Here is a 16,864-nt window from a genome sequence, read left to right on the forward strand (position 1 = left end):
GGTGATTCGATGGGACGAAGCGTGCGACGTGCTGGTGGCCGGCTCCGGTGCCGGCGGGGTAACCGGTGCTTACACCGCGGCCCGGGAGGGGCTCGAGGTCCTGCTGGTGGAGGCGACCGACAAATTCGGGGGGACCACCGCATATTCCGGTGGCGGCGGGATGTGGTTTCCCTGCAACCCGGTGCTGGTGCGCGCCGGCGCCGACGACACGATCGAGGACGCGCTGGAGTACTACCACGCGGTCGTCGGTGACCGTACCCCATACGAACTGCAGGAAACCTACGTCCGCGGCGGCGCCCCGCTCATCGAGTACCTCGAAGCCGACGAGTTACTCAAGTTCGACGTGCTACCGTGGCCGGACTATTTCGGCAAGGCGCCGAAAGCCCGACTGGATGGCCTGCGGCACATAGCCGTTCGGCCACTGCGGGTTTCGAAGGCACCCGAACTGCGTGACGTGATACGCGGCCCGTTGGATAACGATCGACTCGGGACGCCGGTGCCTGACGACTACTTCATCGGCGGCCGCGCGTTGATCGCCCGGTTCCTCAAGGCACTGGCGCGCTACCCGTCGGCGTCGCTCCGGCTGAACACCGCACTGGTCCAGTTGCTCGTCGGCGCCGAAAGCGACTCGGTGGTCGGCGCGATCGTCGAGACCGACGGGCGGCACCGGGCGATACGCACCCGCCGGGGTGTGTTATTGGCTGCCGGCGGGTTCGAGGGCAACGACGAGCTCCGGCGGCAGTACGGCGTGCCCGGGCAGGCGCGAGACACGATGGGCCCGTGGGGAAACCGGGGCCAGGCACATCAGGCTGCCATCGCGATCGGCGCCGACATCGACCTGATGGACCAGGCATGGTGGTCACCGGGGCTGACCCATCCCGACGGCCGTTCCGCGTTCGCGCTGTGGTTCACCGGAGGAATTTTCGTCAACCAGGACGGCCGGCGGTTCGTCAACGAGTCTGCCGCCTACGACCGGATCGGTCGTGTCATCGTCTCTCAACTGTCCGATGGGTCAATCACGTTGCCGTACTGGATGATCTATGACGACAAGGAGGGTCCGACGCCGCCGGTCAAGGCCCCTAACGTATCGATGGTCGAGCCGGACAAGTATGTGGCCGCCGGGCTCTGGCACACCGCCGACACGCTCGAGGAGCTGGCCCGCAAAATCGGTGTGCCACCGGCGAATTTGGTCGCGACGGTGGCCCGGTTCAACGAGTTCGTCGCCAACGGCGTCGACGAGGACTTCCGTCGCGGTGACGAGGCATTCGACCGCGCGTTCTCAGGCGGGCGGTCGCCGCTCGTCGCCATCGACAAGGGGCCGTTCCATGCGGCGGCATTCGGGATTTCCGACCTCGGCACCAAGGGTGGACTGCGCACCGACGCGTCGGCCCGCGTGCTGGACACCGCCGGCAAGCCCATCCCGGGCCTGTACGCCGCCGGCAACACGATGGCCGCGCCCAGTGGCACCGCCTACCCCGCCGGCGGCACCCCGATCGGCACCAGCATGCTGTTCAGCCACCTGGCAGTTAAGGACATGGCGAGCAAAGACATGGCGAGCAGACGCAAAATCCCCTAATTCCGGCCCGCAAGGGGGGATTTTGCGTCTGCTCGCCGAGGCGCCCGTGCGGCCAGTTCGTCGAGCGCTTGGGTAATTCCGTCGGCCAGTTCCCAGATGTCGGGGACATGGTCACTGCACGCCTGCATGCCGATCGTCATGTCGTTGCCGTAGCTCCAGCCGGTGAAGTTGAGACCATACGGGTACACGATCGGGCCCACCGAGATCAGCTTCTCGATCGGCGCGCCGGCGAAGTACAAACGGGTCTTCGGGCCAGGGACGTTCGATGCGATCAGGCTGTAGGTCGGTCGCTTCTTGGTCGCGGCCCCGACGATCGGTAGGGCCCGCCCGTAGAACCAGAACAGCGGCCAGTACTCCATCCAGTCGCCGAAGAGCCACAGGTCGCGCTCGTCGTGCACCGCCCTGGCGCCCTTGGTGTTGGCCGAAATCTGTTGTAGCCGTTCGACGGGATCTGCGATGTCGGTGGCCAGCGAGGTATACCAGGTGGTCACCTGATTACCCCAGTCCACTTCGGCGCCGGGTGGCCGGACCGCCACCGGAACCACGGCCGACAACGATTCGGCGGTCAGCTCGCCATGGCGCTCGAGATATGACCGGACGGCGCCGCTGCACGCCGCCAGATACACGTCGTTGACCGTTACTCCAAACGCAGTTTTGATCTGCTTGATCATGCTGAGATCGCAAGTGAGGTAGGCGAACTCGCGGCGCGGGGTGAACGGCGCGTTGAAGCGGGCGGTTGGTGCGGCGAATGCGTCGGCGAAGCCGGGACGGCCGGCCTTGCGGCGGGCCCGAACCGTCTTGATGGTGCGGCCCGAGCGGGCCAGCACACTGGGAAATTTCGCCGCGGCCGCGGCTTGATGCGTTAACACCGTCCGGTACCACGCCGCGGCCTTCGGGCGTGGCTCGTCGACCAGCGCGCGCTCGGGTGTGGGCAGCGGTTCGGAAGGATCGGAGCTGAAGATGGTTTCGAGCAGCCGCAGCGACGCCATGCCGTCGGCGAGGGCGTGATGAAGCTTGAATACCAACGCAATTCGGCCGTCGGCAAGCCCGTCGACGTACCACAGCTGCCAGGAGGGATGCTCGCGGTCGAGTGCGCCCATATTGATCTTGCTGATCTGCGCCGAGAGTTCCCGATCGCCGCCGGGCGCCGCCGCGGTCACGTGCTTGACGTGGTGGTCGAGGTCGATGTGGGGACGCTCGATCCACCAGGGCCGGCCAGTCCGGGTTCGCAGCAGCTGCCAGCGCAACGGCTCCACCCGTTCCACCATGGCCGGGACCGCCGCACGCACCGCATCGAAGGTGAGCGGCTGATGCGCCCGGGCCGGGTCAAGCACGACAGCCTTGATGGTGTGCTGGGGCTGGGTGCTCTTCTCCTGTTTGAGAAACAAGTTGTCGACACCAGTGAGACGGCGCATTCGGCTACCTCCAATTCGCTCAGGGACAGCCAACCGGTTCCGGCAGGTTCCTGCGGCTTCTATTCCCGATGACCGGGAAGGTACACCCAACTGAGTCCCGTGCGCCCATACCGTAACGGCCGTGAAGAGATGGACCAATCAACTGGCACCGGGCCGCGCCCGCCAGAAGGTGAACAATCTGGCGGTGACGATGCGGAGCCTGCGGGTGCTCCGCGAGTCCGGCCTGTCCGGCGGCCCGCGGGAGGGAGTGCGATCCTTCTTGTCGGCCAAGAAGTATGGGCCGTTCGCCGGGGTTATCGAAAGCGCCGCCCACCGGCATCCCGACCAGGTGGCGATCACCGACGATGCCGGCGACGTGACGTTCGCCCAACTGAACGGGCGAGTGAACGCGTTGGCGCGGGCATGGTCGCTCGCCGGAATGGGCTCGGGCACCACGATTGCGGCGTTGTGCCGGGATCATCGAAACCTCATCGTGGTCATCGCCGCGGCGAGCAAGGCCGGGGCCCGGCTGGTGCTGATGAACACCGGATTCGCCAAGCCGCAGCTCGCCGATGTTGTTCGCCGCGAAGGTATCTCGGTGCTGGTGCACGACGCCGAGTTCAGCGGTCTGCTCGACGCGGTCGACCCCGCCATCCCCAGACTGTTGTCCGATCCCTGGCCCATCCGGGATATCACCGCAGACACCCTGGAACGGCTGATCTGCTCTACTTCCGACGCCTCCGTGCCGGCGCCCGCCAGACCCGGCGGGTTGACCCTGCTGACCAGTGGGACGTCCGGCACGCCGAAGGGTGCGCCGCGGGAGAAGTCGTCCCCGCTGTTTTCTGCGCAGCTGCTGGACCGGGTTCCGCGGCGGCGCGGTGAGACCTGCTATGTCGCCGCGCCCATCTTTCACGGCACGGGGCTGGGTCAGGCGGTGTTGTCATTGGCACTGGGCAACCGGTTGGTGCTGCGCCGCAAGTTCGTTCCCGAAGAGGCGCTGCGCGCCGTCCAAGACTATCGCTGCAACGTACTGGTGGTGGTTCCCACGATGCTGCAGCGCATCCTGGCGTTACCCGAAGATGTGCTGGACAAGTACGACACCTCCTCGCTGCGAATCGTTTTCGCGTCCGGCTCGGCGATGGGGCCCGATCTGGTTACCCGCGCGATGGACCGGTTTGGCCCGGTGCTCTACAACCTCTACGGCTCGACCGAGCTTGCGGTGATGACCGTCGCGACGCCGGAGGATCTCGTGCACAATCCGGCCACCGCGGGCAGGCCTCCCGTGGGGTGTCGCGTGGCGCTGTTCGACGACTCGGGCAACCCGGTTCTGGCGCCGGGAACCGTCGGCCGCATCTTCGCGGGCAATATGCTGACGTTCGGCGGCTACACCGACGGCCGGACAAAGGAAGTGATCGACGGGCTGCTCAGCAGTGGAGACGTGGGCCATTTCGACACCACGGGTCGGCTCTATGTGGACGGCCGCGACGATGACATGATCATCAGCGGGGGCGAGAACGTCTACCCGCTGGAGGTGGAGAACTTGATCGGTGCCTATCCCGACGTCGACGAGGTCGCCGTCGTCGGAGTATCCGACCAGGACTTCGGGCAACGGCTCAAAGCCTATGTGGTGCTGCGCGAAGGCGCTTCGGTGGACGCCGACGACATCAAGGATTACGTGCGCGCCAACCTCGCCCGCTACAAGGTCCCGCGCGACGTGGAGTTCCGGGAAGAACTGCCGCGCAACGCAACTGGCAAACTCTTACGAAACCGGCTCGAGGAAGCGAACAAATGACGCAAGCGGATGCGGCCGCCGAGACCGCCAAACGCGAGACCGCACAACGCATGGCTGCGGCGTTCGCGTCGATGCGCAACGGCACAGCCGATGCGAATCAGGTGCGGGAGAGTCTGCGCGCCAGCCGCAAACCGCGCCGGCACATCGAGGTCGCGCGTGTGCAGAACCGCACCATCCCGGGGTTGTACGGCCGCGGCGAGATTCCGGTGCGCATCTATCAACCGCTGGAACCGGACAGGTCGGATTCGGGGGCTCCGCTGATGGTCTACCTGCACGGCGGTGGTTTCGTGTTGTGCGATCTCGACTCGCACGACGCGTGCTGTCGGCGGCTTGCGAACGGCATTGGCGCAGTGGTGGTTTCGGTCGAATATCGGCTCGCCCCGGAGAACCGCTATCCCGCCGCGCTCGACGACGCCTGGGCGGCCACCCAGTGGGTGGCGGCGCATGGCGCCGAACTCGGCGGTGACCCAGGCCGCCTCGTGGTGGCCGGTGATAGTGCGGGCGGCAACCTGGCCACCGTCGTGTGCATGATCGCGCGCGACCGTGGTGGGCCGCCGATTGCATTCCAGGTGCTGATCTACCCCGTGGTGGACCAGCGCCGCAAACCTTCCGCGTCACATGCCAGATCGGCGCCCGGGGTGCTGACGATGGAGCATATGCGTTGGTTCACCGAGCAGTATCTGGGTCCCGACGGAGATCGGCTCGACGTGCTGGTGTCGCCGATACTCGCCGACCTCTCGGGTTTGCCCCCGGCCCATATCGTCACCGGCGACATCGATCCGCTCTGTGACGAGGACGAGGAGTATGCGCGGTTACTGCAGGCCGCGGGGGTGCCTACCACCGTCCGGTGCTATCCCGGCATGTTTCACGGATTTTTCAACCTGCCCGACGATATCCCCGCCGCCGAGCAGGCGAATGCCGACGTGTGCGCGGTGGTGCGCGAGGCCTTGGACAACCGCGTTCACAAGACAGACCAGAAGGAAAAGCCATGAAATTGACCAAGTCTCGGGTGTTGATCACCGGCGCCAGCCGGGGACTGGGCCGTAGCATCGCGGAAGTGGTGGCTCGGCGCGGCGCCGAGGTCGCCCTCGTCGCCCGCAATCACGAAGCGCTTGAGCTCCTCGCCAAGGAACTGGGCGGCAAGGCATATCCGACCGACCTCACCGATCCGGTGGCCGTGGGCGGGCTGGTCGATCGGGTGGAGGCCGACGGCCCCGTCGATGTGCTGATCAACAATGCCGGGCTGGACTGCGTTCGGCTGCTTCCCGACACCTCGGCACAGGAGATGCGGGACCTGTTGCAGGTCAACCTCATGGCCCCGATGGAGCTGTGCCGCCAGCTGATGCCGCTGATGCTGCGGCGCGGCCGCGGACACATCGTCAACGTATCGTCGATGGGCGCGGTGAGCGTCAGCCCCGGGGTCACGGTGTACGCCACGTCGAAGGCGGGTCTGAGCCATTTCACCGCGGGCATCCGTCAGGAGCTGCGGGGCACGCCGGTCAAGACGACACTGGTGCAGATCGGTGCGGTGAAGACCGACATGATCGACGGCATCCGCGGATTCGGGCCCGCCCGCCGAGCGATCGAGCGCTCCCAGCGGTTGCACATGCTGCCCCGCGAAGACCTGGAACCCGAAGTCGTCGCGAACGCGATCGCCGATGCGATCGAGCGTGAGCGGCGATATGTCACGCTGCCGCGTCGTATCGCCGCGTCGGCGATCCTGACCGAGCTACCGCGCAAGATGAGCGCGGCCATGCTGGTCGGCATCGACATGTCCGCCAACTGATTAGTGCCGAGCAGACGCAAAGTTCCCTAATTCCCTTGCGTTACAGGGTATTTTGCGTCTGCTCGCGAGTAAGGATAGGTGTTACATGACTGCAAATTCCACCCAGCTGGCAGGCAAGGTGGTCCTGGTCACCGGCGGTGCGCGAGGACTTGGTGCCGCATTCGGCGGCCGCATCGTCGAACGGGGCGGGAAGGTCGTGATCGCCGACCTCCTCGACGACGACGGCAAGCGGCTTGCCGACGAACTCGGCGAGTCCGCCCGCTATGTGCACTTGGATGTCAGCGATCCCGGGCAATGGGCGCAGGCGGTCAACTACACCACCGCCGAGCTGGGCCGCCTCGACGGGCTGGTCAACAACGCGGGGATCTCGACCGGACAGTTCATCGAGCACGAACCCGTCGAGCATTTTCGAAAAGTGCTCGAGGTGAACCTGGTCGGGGTGTTCAACGGCATCCAAGCCGTCATTGCGCCGATGCGCGCGGCAGGTGGCGGATCGATCGTCAATATCTCCTCTGCCGCAGGGCTTATGGGTCTGCCTCTTACTGCGGGCTACGGCGCATCGAAGTGGGGTGTGCGCGGCCTGACCAAGATCGCCGCGATCGAGTTGGCGGCTGACCGTATTCGGGTGAACTCGGTGCATCCCGGCATGACATACACGCCGATGACCCAGCAGGTGGGCATCCAAGTGGGGGAGGGTAACTACCCGAATACCCCGATGGGTCGGGTCGGTGTGCCCGAGGAGATCGCCGGCGCGGTGGGCTATCTCTTATCCGACGATGCCGCGTATACGACGGGCGCAGAGATCGCCGTCGACGGGGGCTGGACCTCTGGCCCAACTGTGAATTACGTGATGGGGCAGTAGCAGTCCGGGCGGGTCGTCGGCTCGAGCTCGGTCGACCTCGCAGACTGTTGACGGTGTCAGCATTGACTGTGAAGCGTCGTCTTTCAGTGTGCACACAGCGCGTAAAATCGGCTCGGATCCCGCCCGGTGTACACACCCAAAGCCGTGTGTTCACAACCAAAGCCGTCGGTTCACACGCAAAGCCCTGAGCACGCATCGAAAGCCCTCGCTACCGTCGGGTCTCTGGATTCTCCGGAACGGTTCACTCAGCGTCGCGGTCGAACGCGATCGGCAGCGTGGTGGGTCCGCGTAGCGCGTCCGCCGCGGAGAAGTCGGCGTCACAGTTGGGCTTCTCTCTGAGCCGTCCACGCTCCGAACAACGTCGAGCAGGCAGAAGGTCAGCTGTGAATGACTTCAATTTCCAGATCGAAATCGTCTGCATCGATCATCGGCACGCCAATTTGCATGTTTGATATGGCGCGCGTGGATCGTGCTTGGATACGATTTCACTCCTGCATTTAGTGCAAGCGGGACTGCTGTGTGAGAACCGGAGAGCGGCGATGAATGAGTCGGGGCCGGGGGTCGGGACGCAATTCGGACCGTACCTACTCAAGAGGTTGATCGGCAGCGGTGGCATGGGGACGGTGTACGAGGCGCAAGACACGGTCATGGACCGAGTCGTTGCATTGAAGCTGATTACCGGGACCTACGCGCAGAATCAGGACTACAGATTGCGATTGCAGCGCGAAGCTCGGATTGCGGGACGGCTGAAGGACCCGCATGTGGTGCCGGTTCACTCCACCGGCGAGATCGACGGACACCTTTACGTCGATATGCGGCTGATCGACGGCATCGACCTGGATACGTTGTTGAGGCGTTCGGGGCCGCTGCCGCCGGCAAAGGCGGTGTCTATTGTGAGCCAGGTTGCTTCGGCGCTGGACGCCGCGCACGAGGCTGGGGTGCTGCACCGTGACGTGAAGCCGGGCAACATTTTGATCACCGACCGCGACTTCGCGTATCTGGTGGATTTCGGGATCGCCAACGCCGCTACTGAGCAGAAGTTGACCCAGGTCGGCGAGACGTTGGGGACGTGGACCTACATGGCCCCGGAGCGGTTTTCCGGCGACGAAAGCCAGGTGACCACTAGCGTCGACACCTACGCGCTGGCGTGCGTATTGTTCGAGGCCCTCACCGGAACCCCGCCATTTACCGGGGACCGGGCGAGCCTGGTCGCCGCGCATCTGACGCAGCCGCCGCCGCGCGCCAGTACGCGGGTCGGGCTGCCGCCGGCTATCGATGACGTGATCGCGCGGGGGATGGCCAAGCGGCCCGAAGAGCGGTATGCGACGAGCGGTGAGTTTGCCCGGGCGGCCGAGGCGGCCCTGGCGAGTGTCAGCGCCACGACGGTCCGCCACCCGATGCCGGCGGTCGTTGACTCGCCCGTGCAGCACACACCGCCGAACGCCACGCCTGCGGGTGCTTATCCGACTCCGTACGGTCCTCCTGCCGGGTCCAATGCCTCCTCGACCTTGGCTCCGACGCCGCAGCCGGCCGTTGCGCGCGGCAAGCGGCGTCGATGGATCCTCGGTGCGGCACTTGTCCTCGTGGTGGCGTTGGTGGCTGGTGTGGGGGTCTGGAAGCTGATCGGCAGCAAGTCCTCACATGCGCACGGTGTCGACCTGAGCAATCTCGACGTGGGACATTACGGGACGAAGCCGCGGCCCTTATCTGGTTCCCCGACGAAAGAAGAAGGCCGCTATCTCGATGCCTTTCGCCTCGCCGAGGGCGTCGCAAATCCCCACGACGTCGATGCCAAACTGGATCGGGTGGGCGGAGGAGCGTTTCCAGAACCTCAGCAGGTCGCCGAGCGAATCAGTGGCAATCAACTGCCCGTCGTACGGCCGGTGTTGGAAAAGTACGGCATGATTACTGCATATATCGTCTCGGGTCAGTCGGCCAACGAGCGAGGAGCGGCCCTGGTCCTGGCTTTGATGAGTTTCCCCAATGCTGACGCGGCCGAAAAGGCCGCCGCCGAGATGGACGCTGCGGATTTCGCGGTCAACCCAGAAAACCAGCACGCAACGATTCCCGGGTACCCGCAGGCGAAGTCACATTATTGGCCCAAGTCACCGACGCTCGTGGCGACCCTGGCCGAGGGCGCGTTCGTCGCACTCACGCAAGTGGTCAGCGCACTCACGCCCGACATAGATTCTCTGAAGCAGCGCGTCCAACGTGTCTTCGATATGCAGGTTCCGCTGATACATACGTTGACGAATGTCTTGGAAGGCGACCTCACCTCGTTGCCGCTCGATCCGGATCACGTGCTCAGTAGAACTTTCGTTGCCGGGGACCAACCGAAGATATCCAATGCTTTCTGGAGTGTTGGTCCCCGCGCCGTTAACCTGCAGTGTGTAAACACTCAAATCCTCAAGGAAGGGCTCGTTGGTCAGGCTGGCGTTGACCGATGCTCCATGGGCCCCGAAAGTGGTCTGTTTCGGGCGAAGGACGAGACCGCGGCAAAGATGCTGCTGCTCAAGCTAATTGAGGCTGACCGAGCGGAATCCATCGACCACGAGGTGGCCCCCCCGGACGGCCTCGCCAAGAACGCCCATTGTTTTGAACAGAAGCCGCAAATCTGGGCAGACGACCCGAACGCACGGTTCAAATGTTTCGTGACATTCGACCGCTACGTCGCACAGGTGACGAGCAATGAGGATAAAGACGTCCGCCGCCGCGCAGCTGCCCAGTACGCAATCCTCGTCAATGCCGCTTGAGCGCACTCGGCCATCAGGGCGTCGTTATGCAGCGAATAGTCCAGTGACCCAGGGAAATCTACGAAATCGCACATGAGAACTCACCCAACAGCCTCATAGATCAATCGGGTGTACTTCTGGGTGCGGTCTGACCCCGCGGCGGTGACTTGTCCCATCTTGTTCATCACGTAGGCGAACGTCATCCGCCGGTCCAGGTCCATCACCACCATCGACCCGCCCCAGCCGCCCCAGTAGCAGATCCTTCCCAGCGGAATGTCCGGAACGGCTTCGGGTTTGGGCAATGCATAGCCGATACCCCACCGGGCCGGCATGCACAGCACCAGATCGACGCCGTCGGCCTGCTCCTCGAATATCAAGTCGATAGTGTCCCGGCTTAGCAGACGGATTCCAGCGACGTTGCCGCCCAACGATATCGCCGAGAGCGACCGCACAAGCGAGCGCGCGTTGCCGTGGCCGTTGGCCGATCCGACGTCGGCGCGCCGCCAGGCGGTTGTCTGGGCCATCAACGCTGCTTCTGGAGTCGGCGCCATGATGGCGAAGGTCTTGCGCATCGGATGATTTTCGGGGACGGCGTCCAACGGTATGCCCAACGCCGGCGGCGGGATCAGCTCGGCGATGCGGCTGTCGTCCTCCGGTCGTGCGCCGATCTGGAAGTCAGCGCCCAACGGAACCGCGATCTCCTCGCGGACAAACTCTTTGAGCGATTTACCCGTGATGCGGCGGACGATCTCACCCACCAAGTGGCCACTGGTCAGCGCGTGATAACCCGACGCGCTGCCGGGTTGCCACCACGGCGCCTGCGACGCAAGCTGCGCGGTGGACTTCTCCCAGTCGTACAGCCCGTCGACGGTGAACGGCATCTCCCAGCCCGACACCCCAGACGTGTGGCTCAGCACATGACGTACCTCAACGTCCTGTTTTCCATTTGCGGCGAACTCCGGCCAATACTTGGCGACGGGCGCATACGGATCGAGCCGGCCGCGGTCGATGAGCAGCAGCGCCGCCAGCGCGGTGACGTTCTTGGTGCTGGAGAAGACGTTGACGATGGTGTCCCGATTCCACTGCCTGGTCCGGGCGCCGTCGACGTAGCCGCCCCACATGTCGACGACCATCTCGCCATCGACCTCGACCGCGATCGCCGCACCGAGTTCACCGCCGGTGGTGATCTCGTCGGCAAGTGCGGTGGCGAGGTCGGTAAAGCGCCGGTCGCAGTGTCCGGCGAGCACGGCGCCGACCGCGGCCTCGCAGAATTGTTGAGTCATGGTAGATCTCCTCGTTCGTCGGTCGTTCGACTATGCGCTGCCGGAGGGTCGAAGATCATGGGTCGGATCGCGTAATTGCGCGCAGTCTCGCCTACGTCGTTTTCTACGCATATCCGCTGATGTTGTGCGACGCTGACGCGTCGCATGCTGGCTAGCATGGGTGCATCTGATCCCCGCGCGGACACGCCGCCAATGAACTGGAGCGAGCTGGGCGTGAGCGAACTGCCGACCGGAACGGTGACGCTGCTGTTGGCAGATGTCGAAGGATCCACCGGTCTGTGGCAAAGCCAACCCGCCGAGATGACCGAAGCCGTCAAACGGCTGGACTCGACGTTAACGAGGCTGGTGGATACATACGCCGGGGCGCGGCCGGTCGAACAAGGCGAGGGCGACAGCTTCGTCATCGCGTTCGACCGGGCCAGCGACGCCGCCGCGTGCGCCTTGGCATTGCAGCTCGCGCCGCTGGCGCCGCTTCGTCTGCGCATCGGCCTGCACACTGGCGAGATTCAGCTGCGTGACGCGGCAAATTATGTCGGCACCACAATCAATCGGGCCGCTCGGGTACGCGACCTGGCCCACGGCGGCCAAACCGTGCTGACGGCCGCAACCGAGCAGCTTTTGATCGACCATCTGCCACACGGAGCGTGGTTGTCCGATCTGGGGAGCCACCAACTGCGCGATCTGGCGCGCCCCGAACGCATTCTGCAACTGTGCCATCCTGACCTGCGCATCGAATTCCCTCCACTGCGTTCCACGAATAGCACTGCTACACAATCTATTCCGGTGCCACTGACGAGCTTCGTGGGGCGCGCCGCCGAAATCGCGGAACTCCGGCGCATCCTCGGGGAACACCGGCTGGTGACGCTGACCGGCGCGGGCGGGGTTGGCAAGACCCGCCTGGCCATCCAGGTGGCAGCGATCCTCGCCGACGAGATCAGGGGCACCGTCCATTACGTTGACCTCGCCCCTATCGCCGATCCAGATCTCGTCGAGGCGGCCGTCGCCCAAGCCCTGGGGCTGCCCGATCAGCCGGGCCGCTCGATCGTCGACACCGTCGCCGCGCGCATCGGTGACGATCAGGCGCTGATTGTCCTCGACAACTGCGAGCATCTATTGGAAGCAGCTGCGGCGCTTGCTGTTACATTGCTGAGCCGCTGCCCAGCCGTGCGCCTGTTGGCTACCAGCCGCGAACCGCTCCGCGCCGCCGCCGAGGTCAACTGGCAGGTCCCGTCCCTCGCGCTGGCCGACGAGGCCGTCGAGTTGTTCACCGACCGCGCCCGTCACGTCCGGCCCGATTTCACGATCACCGAGGGCAATCTCGCAGTCGTGACCGAAATCTGCCGCCGCCTCGACGGTATGCCGCTGGCCATCGAGCTCGCGGCCGCTCGCATGCGGGCCTTGTCGGCCGCCGAGATCCGCGACAGCCTGCACGACCGTTTCCAGCTGCTCACCGGCGGCGCCCACACGGCCGTGCGGCGCCAACAGACGCTGCGGGCTTCGGTGGACTGGTCGCATTCAATGCTCACCGACGCCGAGACCGTCTTGTTCCGCCGACTGGCCGTGTTCGCTGGAGGTTTCGACCTCGATGCCGCCGTGGCCGTCTGCGGCGGCGCAGGTGTGCAGCGTTATCAGGTGCTCGACCAACTGACCCTGCTGGTCGACAAGTCACTGGTCCAGGCCGACGATATCGCCGATCACACCAGATACCGCATGCTGGAAACTATTCGGGAGTACGGACTGGAAAAGCTGGGCGAGTCGGGCGAGGCAGAAACCGTGCGCGCCCGGCATCGCGACTACTACATGGCACTGGCATCTGAGCTGAATACCCCTACCCGCAACAGTTTTCGGCGTTGCGCAATCCGCGTGGAATCCGAAATCGACAACATGCGAACGGCATTCGCCTATTGCTGTGACCATGACGCTGCGGCCGGGCTTCGGCTGGCATCGTCGCTGCAGCCGATTTGGCAAGGGCGGGGACGATTACGCGAGGGGCTGAGTTGGTTCAAGTCGATCCTCGATGACGACGGCTCGGATCAGCAGGACCTCGACCGGACGACATATGCCCGTGCGATAGCCGACAAAGCGGTCTTGGATTCCCTGACCGCCGCGATAGACGGGCGGGAACAGGTCCACCGCGCCCTGGAATTCGCCCGCGAGCTCGGCGATCCCGCATTGCTGGCCCGAACACTCACCGCCTGCGGCTGCCTCGCTGGGCTCGATTTCGACACGGCTGCAGCGTATTTCGATGAAGCAATGCAACTGTGCCGGGCCACCGGAGATGACTGGGCGCTCAGCCAAATTCTGGGTCGCCAGGCTTATCTCGCCGCCATGGCGGGCGATCCGGTTGCGGCCAGCGCGCTCGGCAGCGAGGGAGCCGACCTGGCCGATGCCCTCGACGACTGGCTCAACGCGCATTTGTGCCGCTGGGCTATGGGCATGTCGCAAATGATGCGGGCAGATCTTTCTGGCGCCATCGAGACGTACCGTGCGGTTTTCGCCGATTGTGAATCCGACGGTGATGTCCTCGGGATGATGTTGGCCCTCATCAGCCAAGGCTGTGCCCTGGTGTGTCGCGGTGACGTTGCCGAAGCGCAGAGCGTCGGGCGCGCCGCGATGACAGCGGCGGCAGAACTCGACGTCGTATTGGAACGCGCTGCCACGACCGTGCTCGCCTGGGCTGCGGTGGCCGCCGGTGACGTCGACTCCGCACGAGAGCTAGGCACCAGGGTCTGGGAGCTTCCCGCTGTACACCGCGGCAGTGTGGCGATCGGCGCCGTCGCCCTATGCGCTCACGCCGGAGGGGACCTGGCCAAGGCGCGAGAACTAGCCGACGAGGCCGTCGCCACCCTGGCCGGCTGGCACAAGATGTTTGCATTGAGCATCCGGTCATACCTCGCAGGTGACTGTGGCGACAACGAACAGGCCCGTCGCGATGCCTACCAGGCGCTGTCGATCGCCGCCGATAATCAAAGCCGCCTCTTTGTCCCCGCCATCCTGGAATGCCTGGCGAGCTTGGCAGTAGACGGCGGGAACCACGGCGACGCCGCGCGGCTTCTCGGAGCCGCCGCGGCCATCCGCGACCGCACCGACGAACACCGGGTGCCGGTGTACCAAGACACCTACAACCGGTCGCTTGACGCTTGTCGTAATGGACTGGGGGAGGGCGACTTCCAATCGGCGTGGGCGGACGGCGCGGCACTGTCGACCGACGACGCCATCACCTATGCGCTGCGCGGGCGGGGCGAACGCAAACGGCCGGCCAGTGGTTGGGCGTCATTGACCCGGACCGAACTCGAAGTGGCGAGGTTGGTCAGCGAGGGACTGGCGAACAAGGACATCGCCGAACGGCTGTTCGTGTCGCCGCGGACGGTCCAAGCACACCTCACCCACATGTACACCAAACTTGGCTTCACATCCCGAGTGCAGCTTGCGCAGGAAGCCGTACGTCAGGGCCGCATTCCGTAGTCAGCAGAACATTTGAATTCTATGAGTGCCGTTACGGCCTGGTTACCGCCCGCGTTTTGAGTTGCCGGCGCTTCGCCGGCGTTGTTTTCTTACCGGATGCGAGACTTCGGCCGCGTGATCACAATTGACTAAACCTCCGCTAACGAATGTGGCCGACCCGCTCGGCAGCAGACCCATGCCGAACGGCACGCGGTTATGAAGGACGGCAACGCGACTGAGTCACGGCACCGGACCAGGTAGACGCGCGGAGGTAAGACGGAATGGATTTCGGAGCGCTACCGCCTGAGATCAACTCCGCCCGAATGTATTCGGGTTCCGGCTCGGAACCGCTGCTGGTGGCGGCGGCCGCCTGGGACAAACTGGCCGACGACTTGTACGGCACCGCAAGCACTTTCCACTCGATCGTCGTCGCATTGACCGACGAGGACTGGCGGGGCGACGCAGCCGACGCGATGGCTGCCGCCGTGACGCCCTACCTGCGTTGGCTGACGAAAACCGCCGAGCACGCGGAGGCGGTCGCCGGCCAGGCCAGGGCCGCCGCGAGCGCATTCGAGAACGCCTTCGCCGCAACGGTCCCGCCGGCGGTGATCGATGCGAACCGCGCTCGGCTGGCGTCGCTGGCCGCGGACAACGTCGTCAATCTGGACACGCCGGCGATCGCCTCGCTCGAGGCCGACTATGGCGAAATGTGGGCCCAGGATGCCTCCGCGATGTACCGCTACGCCGGTGCTTCGTCGGTTGCCGCGGACTTGACTCCGCTGGCATCGCCGACGCTGGGGGCTGACACCGGCATCCCTGACGTGGTGGCCCAGGCCATGGCCGCTGTGCCGCGGGCGCTGCGAAGTCTCGGCCAGCCGACGCAGACGGTATCTGCGGCCACGGTGATGACCACCATGCTGCGGCTACGACCAATTGCGCCGCCGCTGAATGCCTTTGCCGCCGCGATCAGTTCGCCGCTGAGCATGACCTCGTCGGGCACCTCGGCGCTGGCGTCGGCGAAAAACGAGACGACGGTGTCGGCGGCCTTCGGGCGCGGTGTGTTGGTCGGCAGGTTGGCGGTGCCGCGCAGTTGGGGCGAGATCGCGGTTGGTGGCTTGAGGTCTATCGCCTGACAGGGCGCGTCAGTGCGGGCGGGCGGCCATCCAGTCAGTAAAGCGGGTCGGGTAGGCGGTCAGATTTTCGCCGTCCACCGGGACGATGCTGCGATCGTCGAGTGCCGCACCGTAATAGCGGGCCTCCGGGTCGGTCACCACCTGACGCGCATCGCCGGTGGCCGCAAACCGGGTGCGGATGAAGTCGTCCATGCCGAGCTTTTCCGGCCCGGCGATATTGACAATGCCGTTGACCGGTTCGCCTGTTGCCGCACGGGTGACGGCCGTGGCGACGTCGGCGGCGGCGATGGGCTGAAACGCAGCATGCGGCGCACGCACGGTGTCACCGTCGGTCATCGAATCGGCAATGCCGTCAACGAATTCGAAGAACTGGGTTGCCCGCACAATCGAGTACGCAGCTCCCGATTCGACGATCAGCTTCTCCTGGGCCACCTTTGCGCGCATGTAGCCGCTTTCGCTGGTCCGATCGGCGCCGACGATAGACAGCGCGACGTGGTGGCCCACGCCGGTCGCGCGCTCCGCCTCGAGGAGGTTACGGGTAGAAGTGGTGAAGAAGTTCAGTACGTCGTCATCGGCCCAGGACGGCGAGTTCGACACGTCGATCACCGTGTGCGCACCCGTCAAGGCTTCGGCCACACCTTCGCCGGTGAGGGTGTCGACACCCGAGCGAGGGGAGGCTGAGACGGCCTCGTGGCCGAACTCGGCGAGCTGGGCGACGACCTGCGAGCCGATCAGTCCACTGCCGCCGACGACTACGAACTTCATGATCAAGGCCTTTCGGTGTTCCGATGAACTGCGTCAGCATCGCACGGAACGGCCAAGGCTTCGAGAGGCACTCTAAATCAACTGCTTGACTTAATCC

At 65.0% G+C, this 16,864-nt stretch carries 11 protein-coding genes; 8 read left to right on the forward strand and 3 right to left on the reverse strand.

Annotated features, from left to right (window positions below; genetic code table 11):
* Position 1 precedes the first annotated feature (1 nt).
* Entirely contained in the window at positions 2-1,576 is a 1,575-nt protein-coding gene (locus tag AC5Y2L_RS19240) for an FAD-binding protein (protein WP_499937430.1), read from the forward strand.
* On the opposite strand, the gene AC5Y2L_RS19245 is transcribed toward AC5Y2L_RS19240, so the two are convergent.
* Positions 1,573-2,991, reverse strand: a complete 1,419-nt coding sequence (locus AC5Y2L_RS19245) for a wax ester/triacylglycerol synthase family O-acyltransferase (RefSeq protein ID WP_499937428.1) — start codon at positions 2,989-2,991, stop codon at positions 1,573-1,575. The genes AC5Y2L_RS19240 and AC5Y2L_RS19245 overlap by 4 nt on opposite strands.
* Positions 2,992-3,181: 190 nt before the next feature.
* Here AC5Y2L_RS19245 and AC5Y2L_RS19250 point away from each other — a divergent pair, with 190 nt between their 5' ends.
* The 5 genes from AC5Y2L_RS19250 (at position 3,182) to AC5Y2L_RS19270 (ending at position 10,163) form a co-directional block, all read left to right on the forward strand.
* Complete coding sequence (locus AC5Y2L_RS19250; protein WP_499937514.1) at positions 3,182-4,762, forward strand: acyl-CoA synthetase; 1,581 nt, start codon at positions 3,182-3,184, stop codon at positions 4,760-4,762.
* Positions 4,759-5,754, forward strand: coding sequence for an alpha/beta hydrolase (locus AC5Y2L_RS19255; protein ID WP_499937427.1), 996 nt, complete (start codon positions 4,759-4,761; stop codon positions 5,752-5,754). Before AC5Y2L_RS19250 ends, AC5Y2L_RS19255 begins: the two co-directional genes overlap by 4 nt.
* Entirely contained in the window at positions 5,751-6,548 is a 798-nt protein-coding gene (locus AC5Y2L_RS19260; protein WP_499937426.1) for an SDR family NAD(P)-dependent oxidoreductase, read from the forward strand. Before AC5Y2L_RS19255 ends, AC5Y2L_RS19260 begins: the two co-directional genes overlap by 4 nt.
* 85 nt (positions 6,549-6,633) lie before the next feature.
* A complete protein-coding gene (locus tag AC5Y2L_RS19265) occupies positions 6,634-7,410 on the forward strand; it encodes an SDR family oxidoreductase (RefSeq protein WP_499937424.1) in 777 nt (258 codons plus the stop codon).
* A 539-nt stretch (positions 7,411-7,949) separates the two neighbouring features.
* Positions 7,950-10,163 (forward strand): serine/threonine-protein kinase, encoded by a 2,214-nt coding sequence (locus AC5Y2L_RS19270; protein WP_499937512.1) that lies wholly within the window; start codon positions 7,950-7,952, stop codon positions 10,161-10,163.
* An 80-nt stretch (positions 10,164-10,243) separates the two neighbouring features.
* Here AC5Y2L_RS19270 and AC5Y2L_RS19275 read toward each other — a convergent pair whose 3' ends face one another.
* Positions 10,244-11,425 carry a serine hydrolase domain-containing protein gene (locus AC5Y2L_RS19275; protein ID WP_499937423.1) on the reverse strand — a complete coding sequence of 394 codons (1,182 nt, stop codon included), beginning with the start codon at positions 11,423-11,425 and terminating at the stop codon, positions 10,244-10,246.
* A gap of 192 nt (positions 11,426-11,617) precedes the next feature.
* On the opposite strand from AC5Y2L_RS19275, the gene AC5Y2L_RS19280 reads away from it, so the two are divergent.
* Positions 11,618-14,890, forward strand: coding sequence for a helix-turn-helix transcriptional regulator (locus tag AC5Y2L_RS19280; RefSeq protein WP_499937511.1), 3,273 nt, complete (start codon positions 11,618-11,620; stop codon positions 14,888-14,890).
* Positions 14,891-15,150: 260 nt separating this feature from the next.
* On the forward strand, positions 15,151-16,002 hold the full coding sequence (locus AC5Y2L_RS19285; protein ID WP_499937421.1) for a PPE family protein: 852 nt from the start codon (positions 15,151-15,153) through the stop codon (positions 16,000-16,002).
* 9 nt (positions 16,003-16,011) lie between these two features.
* On the opposite strand, the gene AC5Y2L_RS19290 is transcribed toward AC5Y2L_RS19285, so the two are convergent.
* On the reverse strand, positions 16,012-16,767 hold the full coding sequence (locus AC5Y2L_RS19290) for an SDR family oxidoreductase (protein ID WP_499937419.1): 756 nt from the start codon (positions 16,765-16,767) through the stop codon (positions 16,012-16,014).
* Between the last annotated feature and the right edge of the window lie 97 nt (positions 16,768-16,864).

The organism is Mycobacterium sp. NGS66 (assembly GCF_059812225.1).

What these genes read in the sequence shown, in the direction of transcription:
- AC5Y2L_RS19245 (WP_499937428.1), bottom strand. Translation starts at nt 2,991, where the DNA reads ATGCGCCGTCTCACTGGTGTCGACAACTTGTTTCTCAAACAGGAGAAG.
- AC5Y2L_RS19250 (WP_499937514.1), top strand. Translation starts at nt 3,182, where the DNA reads ATGCGGAGCCTGCGGGTGCTCCGCGAGTCCGGCCTGTCCGGCGGCCCG.
- AC5Y2L_RS19255 (WP_499937427.1), top strand. Translation starts at nt 4,759, where the DNA reads ATGACGCAAGCGGATGCGGCCGCCGAGACCGCCAAACGCGAGACCGCA.
- AC5Y2L_RS19260 (WP_499937426.1), top strand. Translation starts at nt 5,751, where the DNA reads ATGAAATTGACCAAGTCTCGGGTGTTGATCACCGGCGCCAGCCGGGGA.
- AC5Y2L_RS19265 (WP_499937424.1), top strand. Translation starts at nt 6,634, where the DNA reads ATGACTGCAAATTCCACCCAGCTGGCAGGCAAGGTGGTCCTGGTCACC.
- AC5Y2L_RS19270 (WP_499937512.1), top strand. Translation starts at nt 7,950, where the DNA reads ATGAATGAGTCGGGGCCGGGGGTCGGGACGCAATTCGGACCGTACCTA.
- AC5Y2L_RS19275 (WP_499937423.1), bottom strand. Translation starts at nt 11,425, where the DNA reads ATGACTCAACAATTCTGCGAGGCCGCGGTCGGCGCCGTGCTCGCCGGA.
- AC5Y2L_RS19280 (WP_499937511.1), top strand. Translation starts at nt 11,618, where the DNA reads ATGAACTGGAGCGAGCTGGGCGTGAGCGAACTGCCGACCGGAACGGTG.
- AC5Y2L_RS19285 (WP_499937421.1), top strand. Translation starts at nt 15,151, where the DNA reads ATGGATTTCGGAGCGCTACCGCCTGAGATCAACTCCGCCCGAATGTAT.
- AC5Y2L_RS19290 (WP_499937419.1), bottom strand. Translation starts at nt 16,767, where the DNA reads ATGAAGTTCGTAGTCGTCGGCGGCAGTGGACTGATCGGCTCGCAGGTC.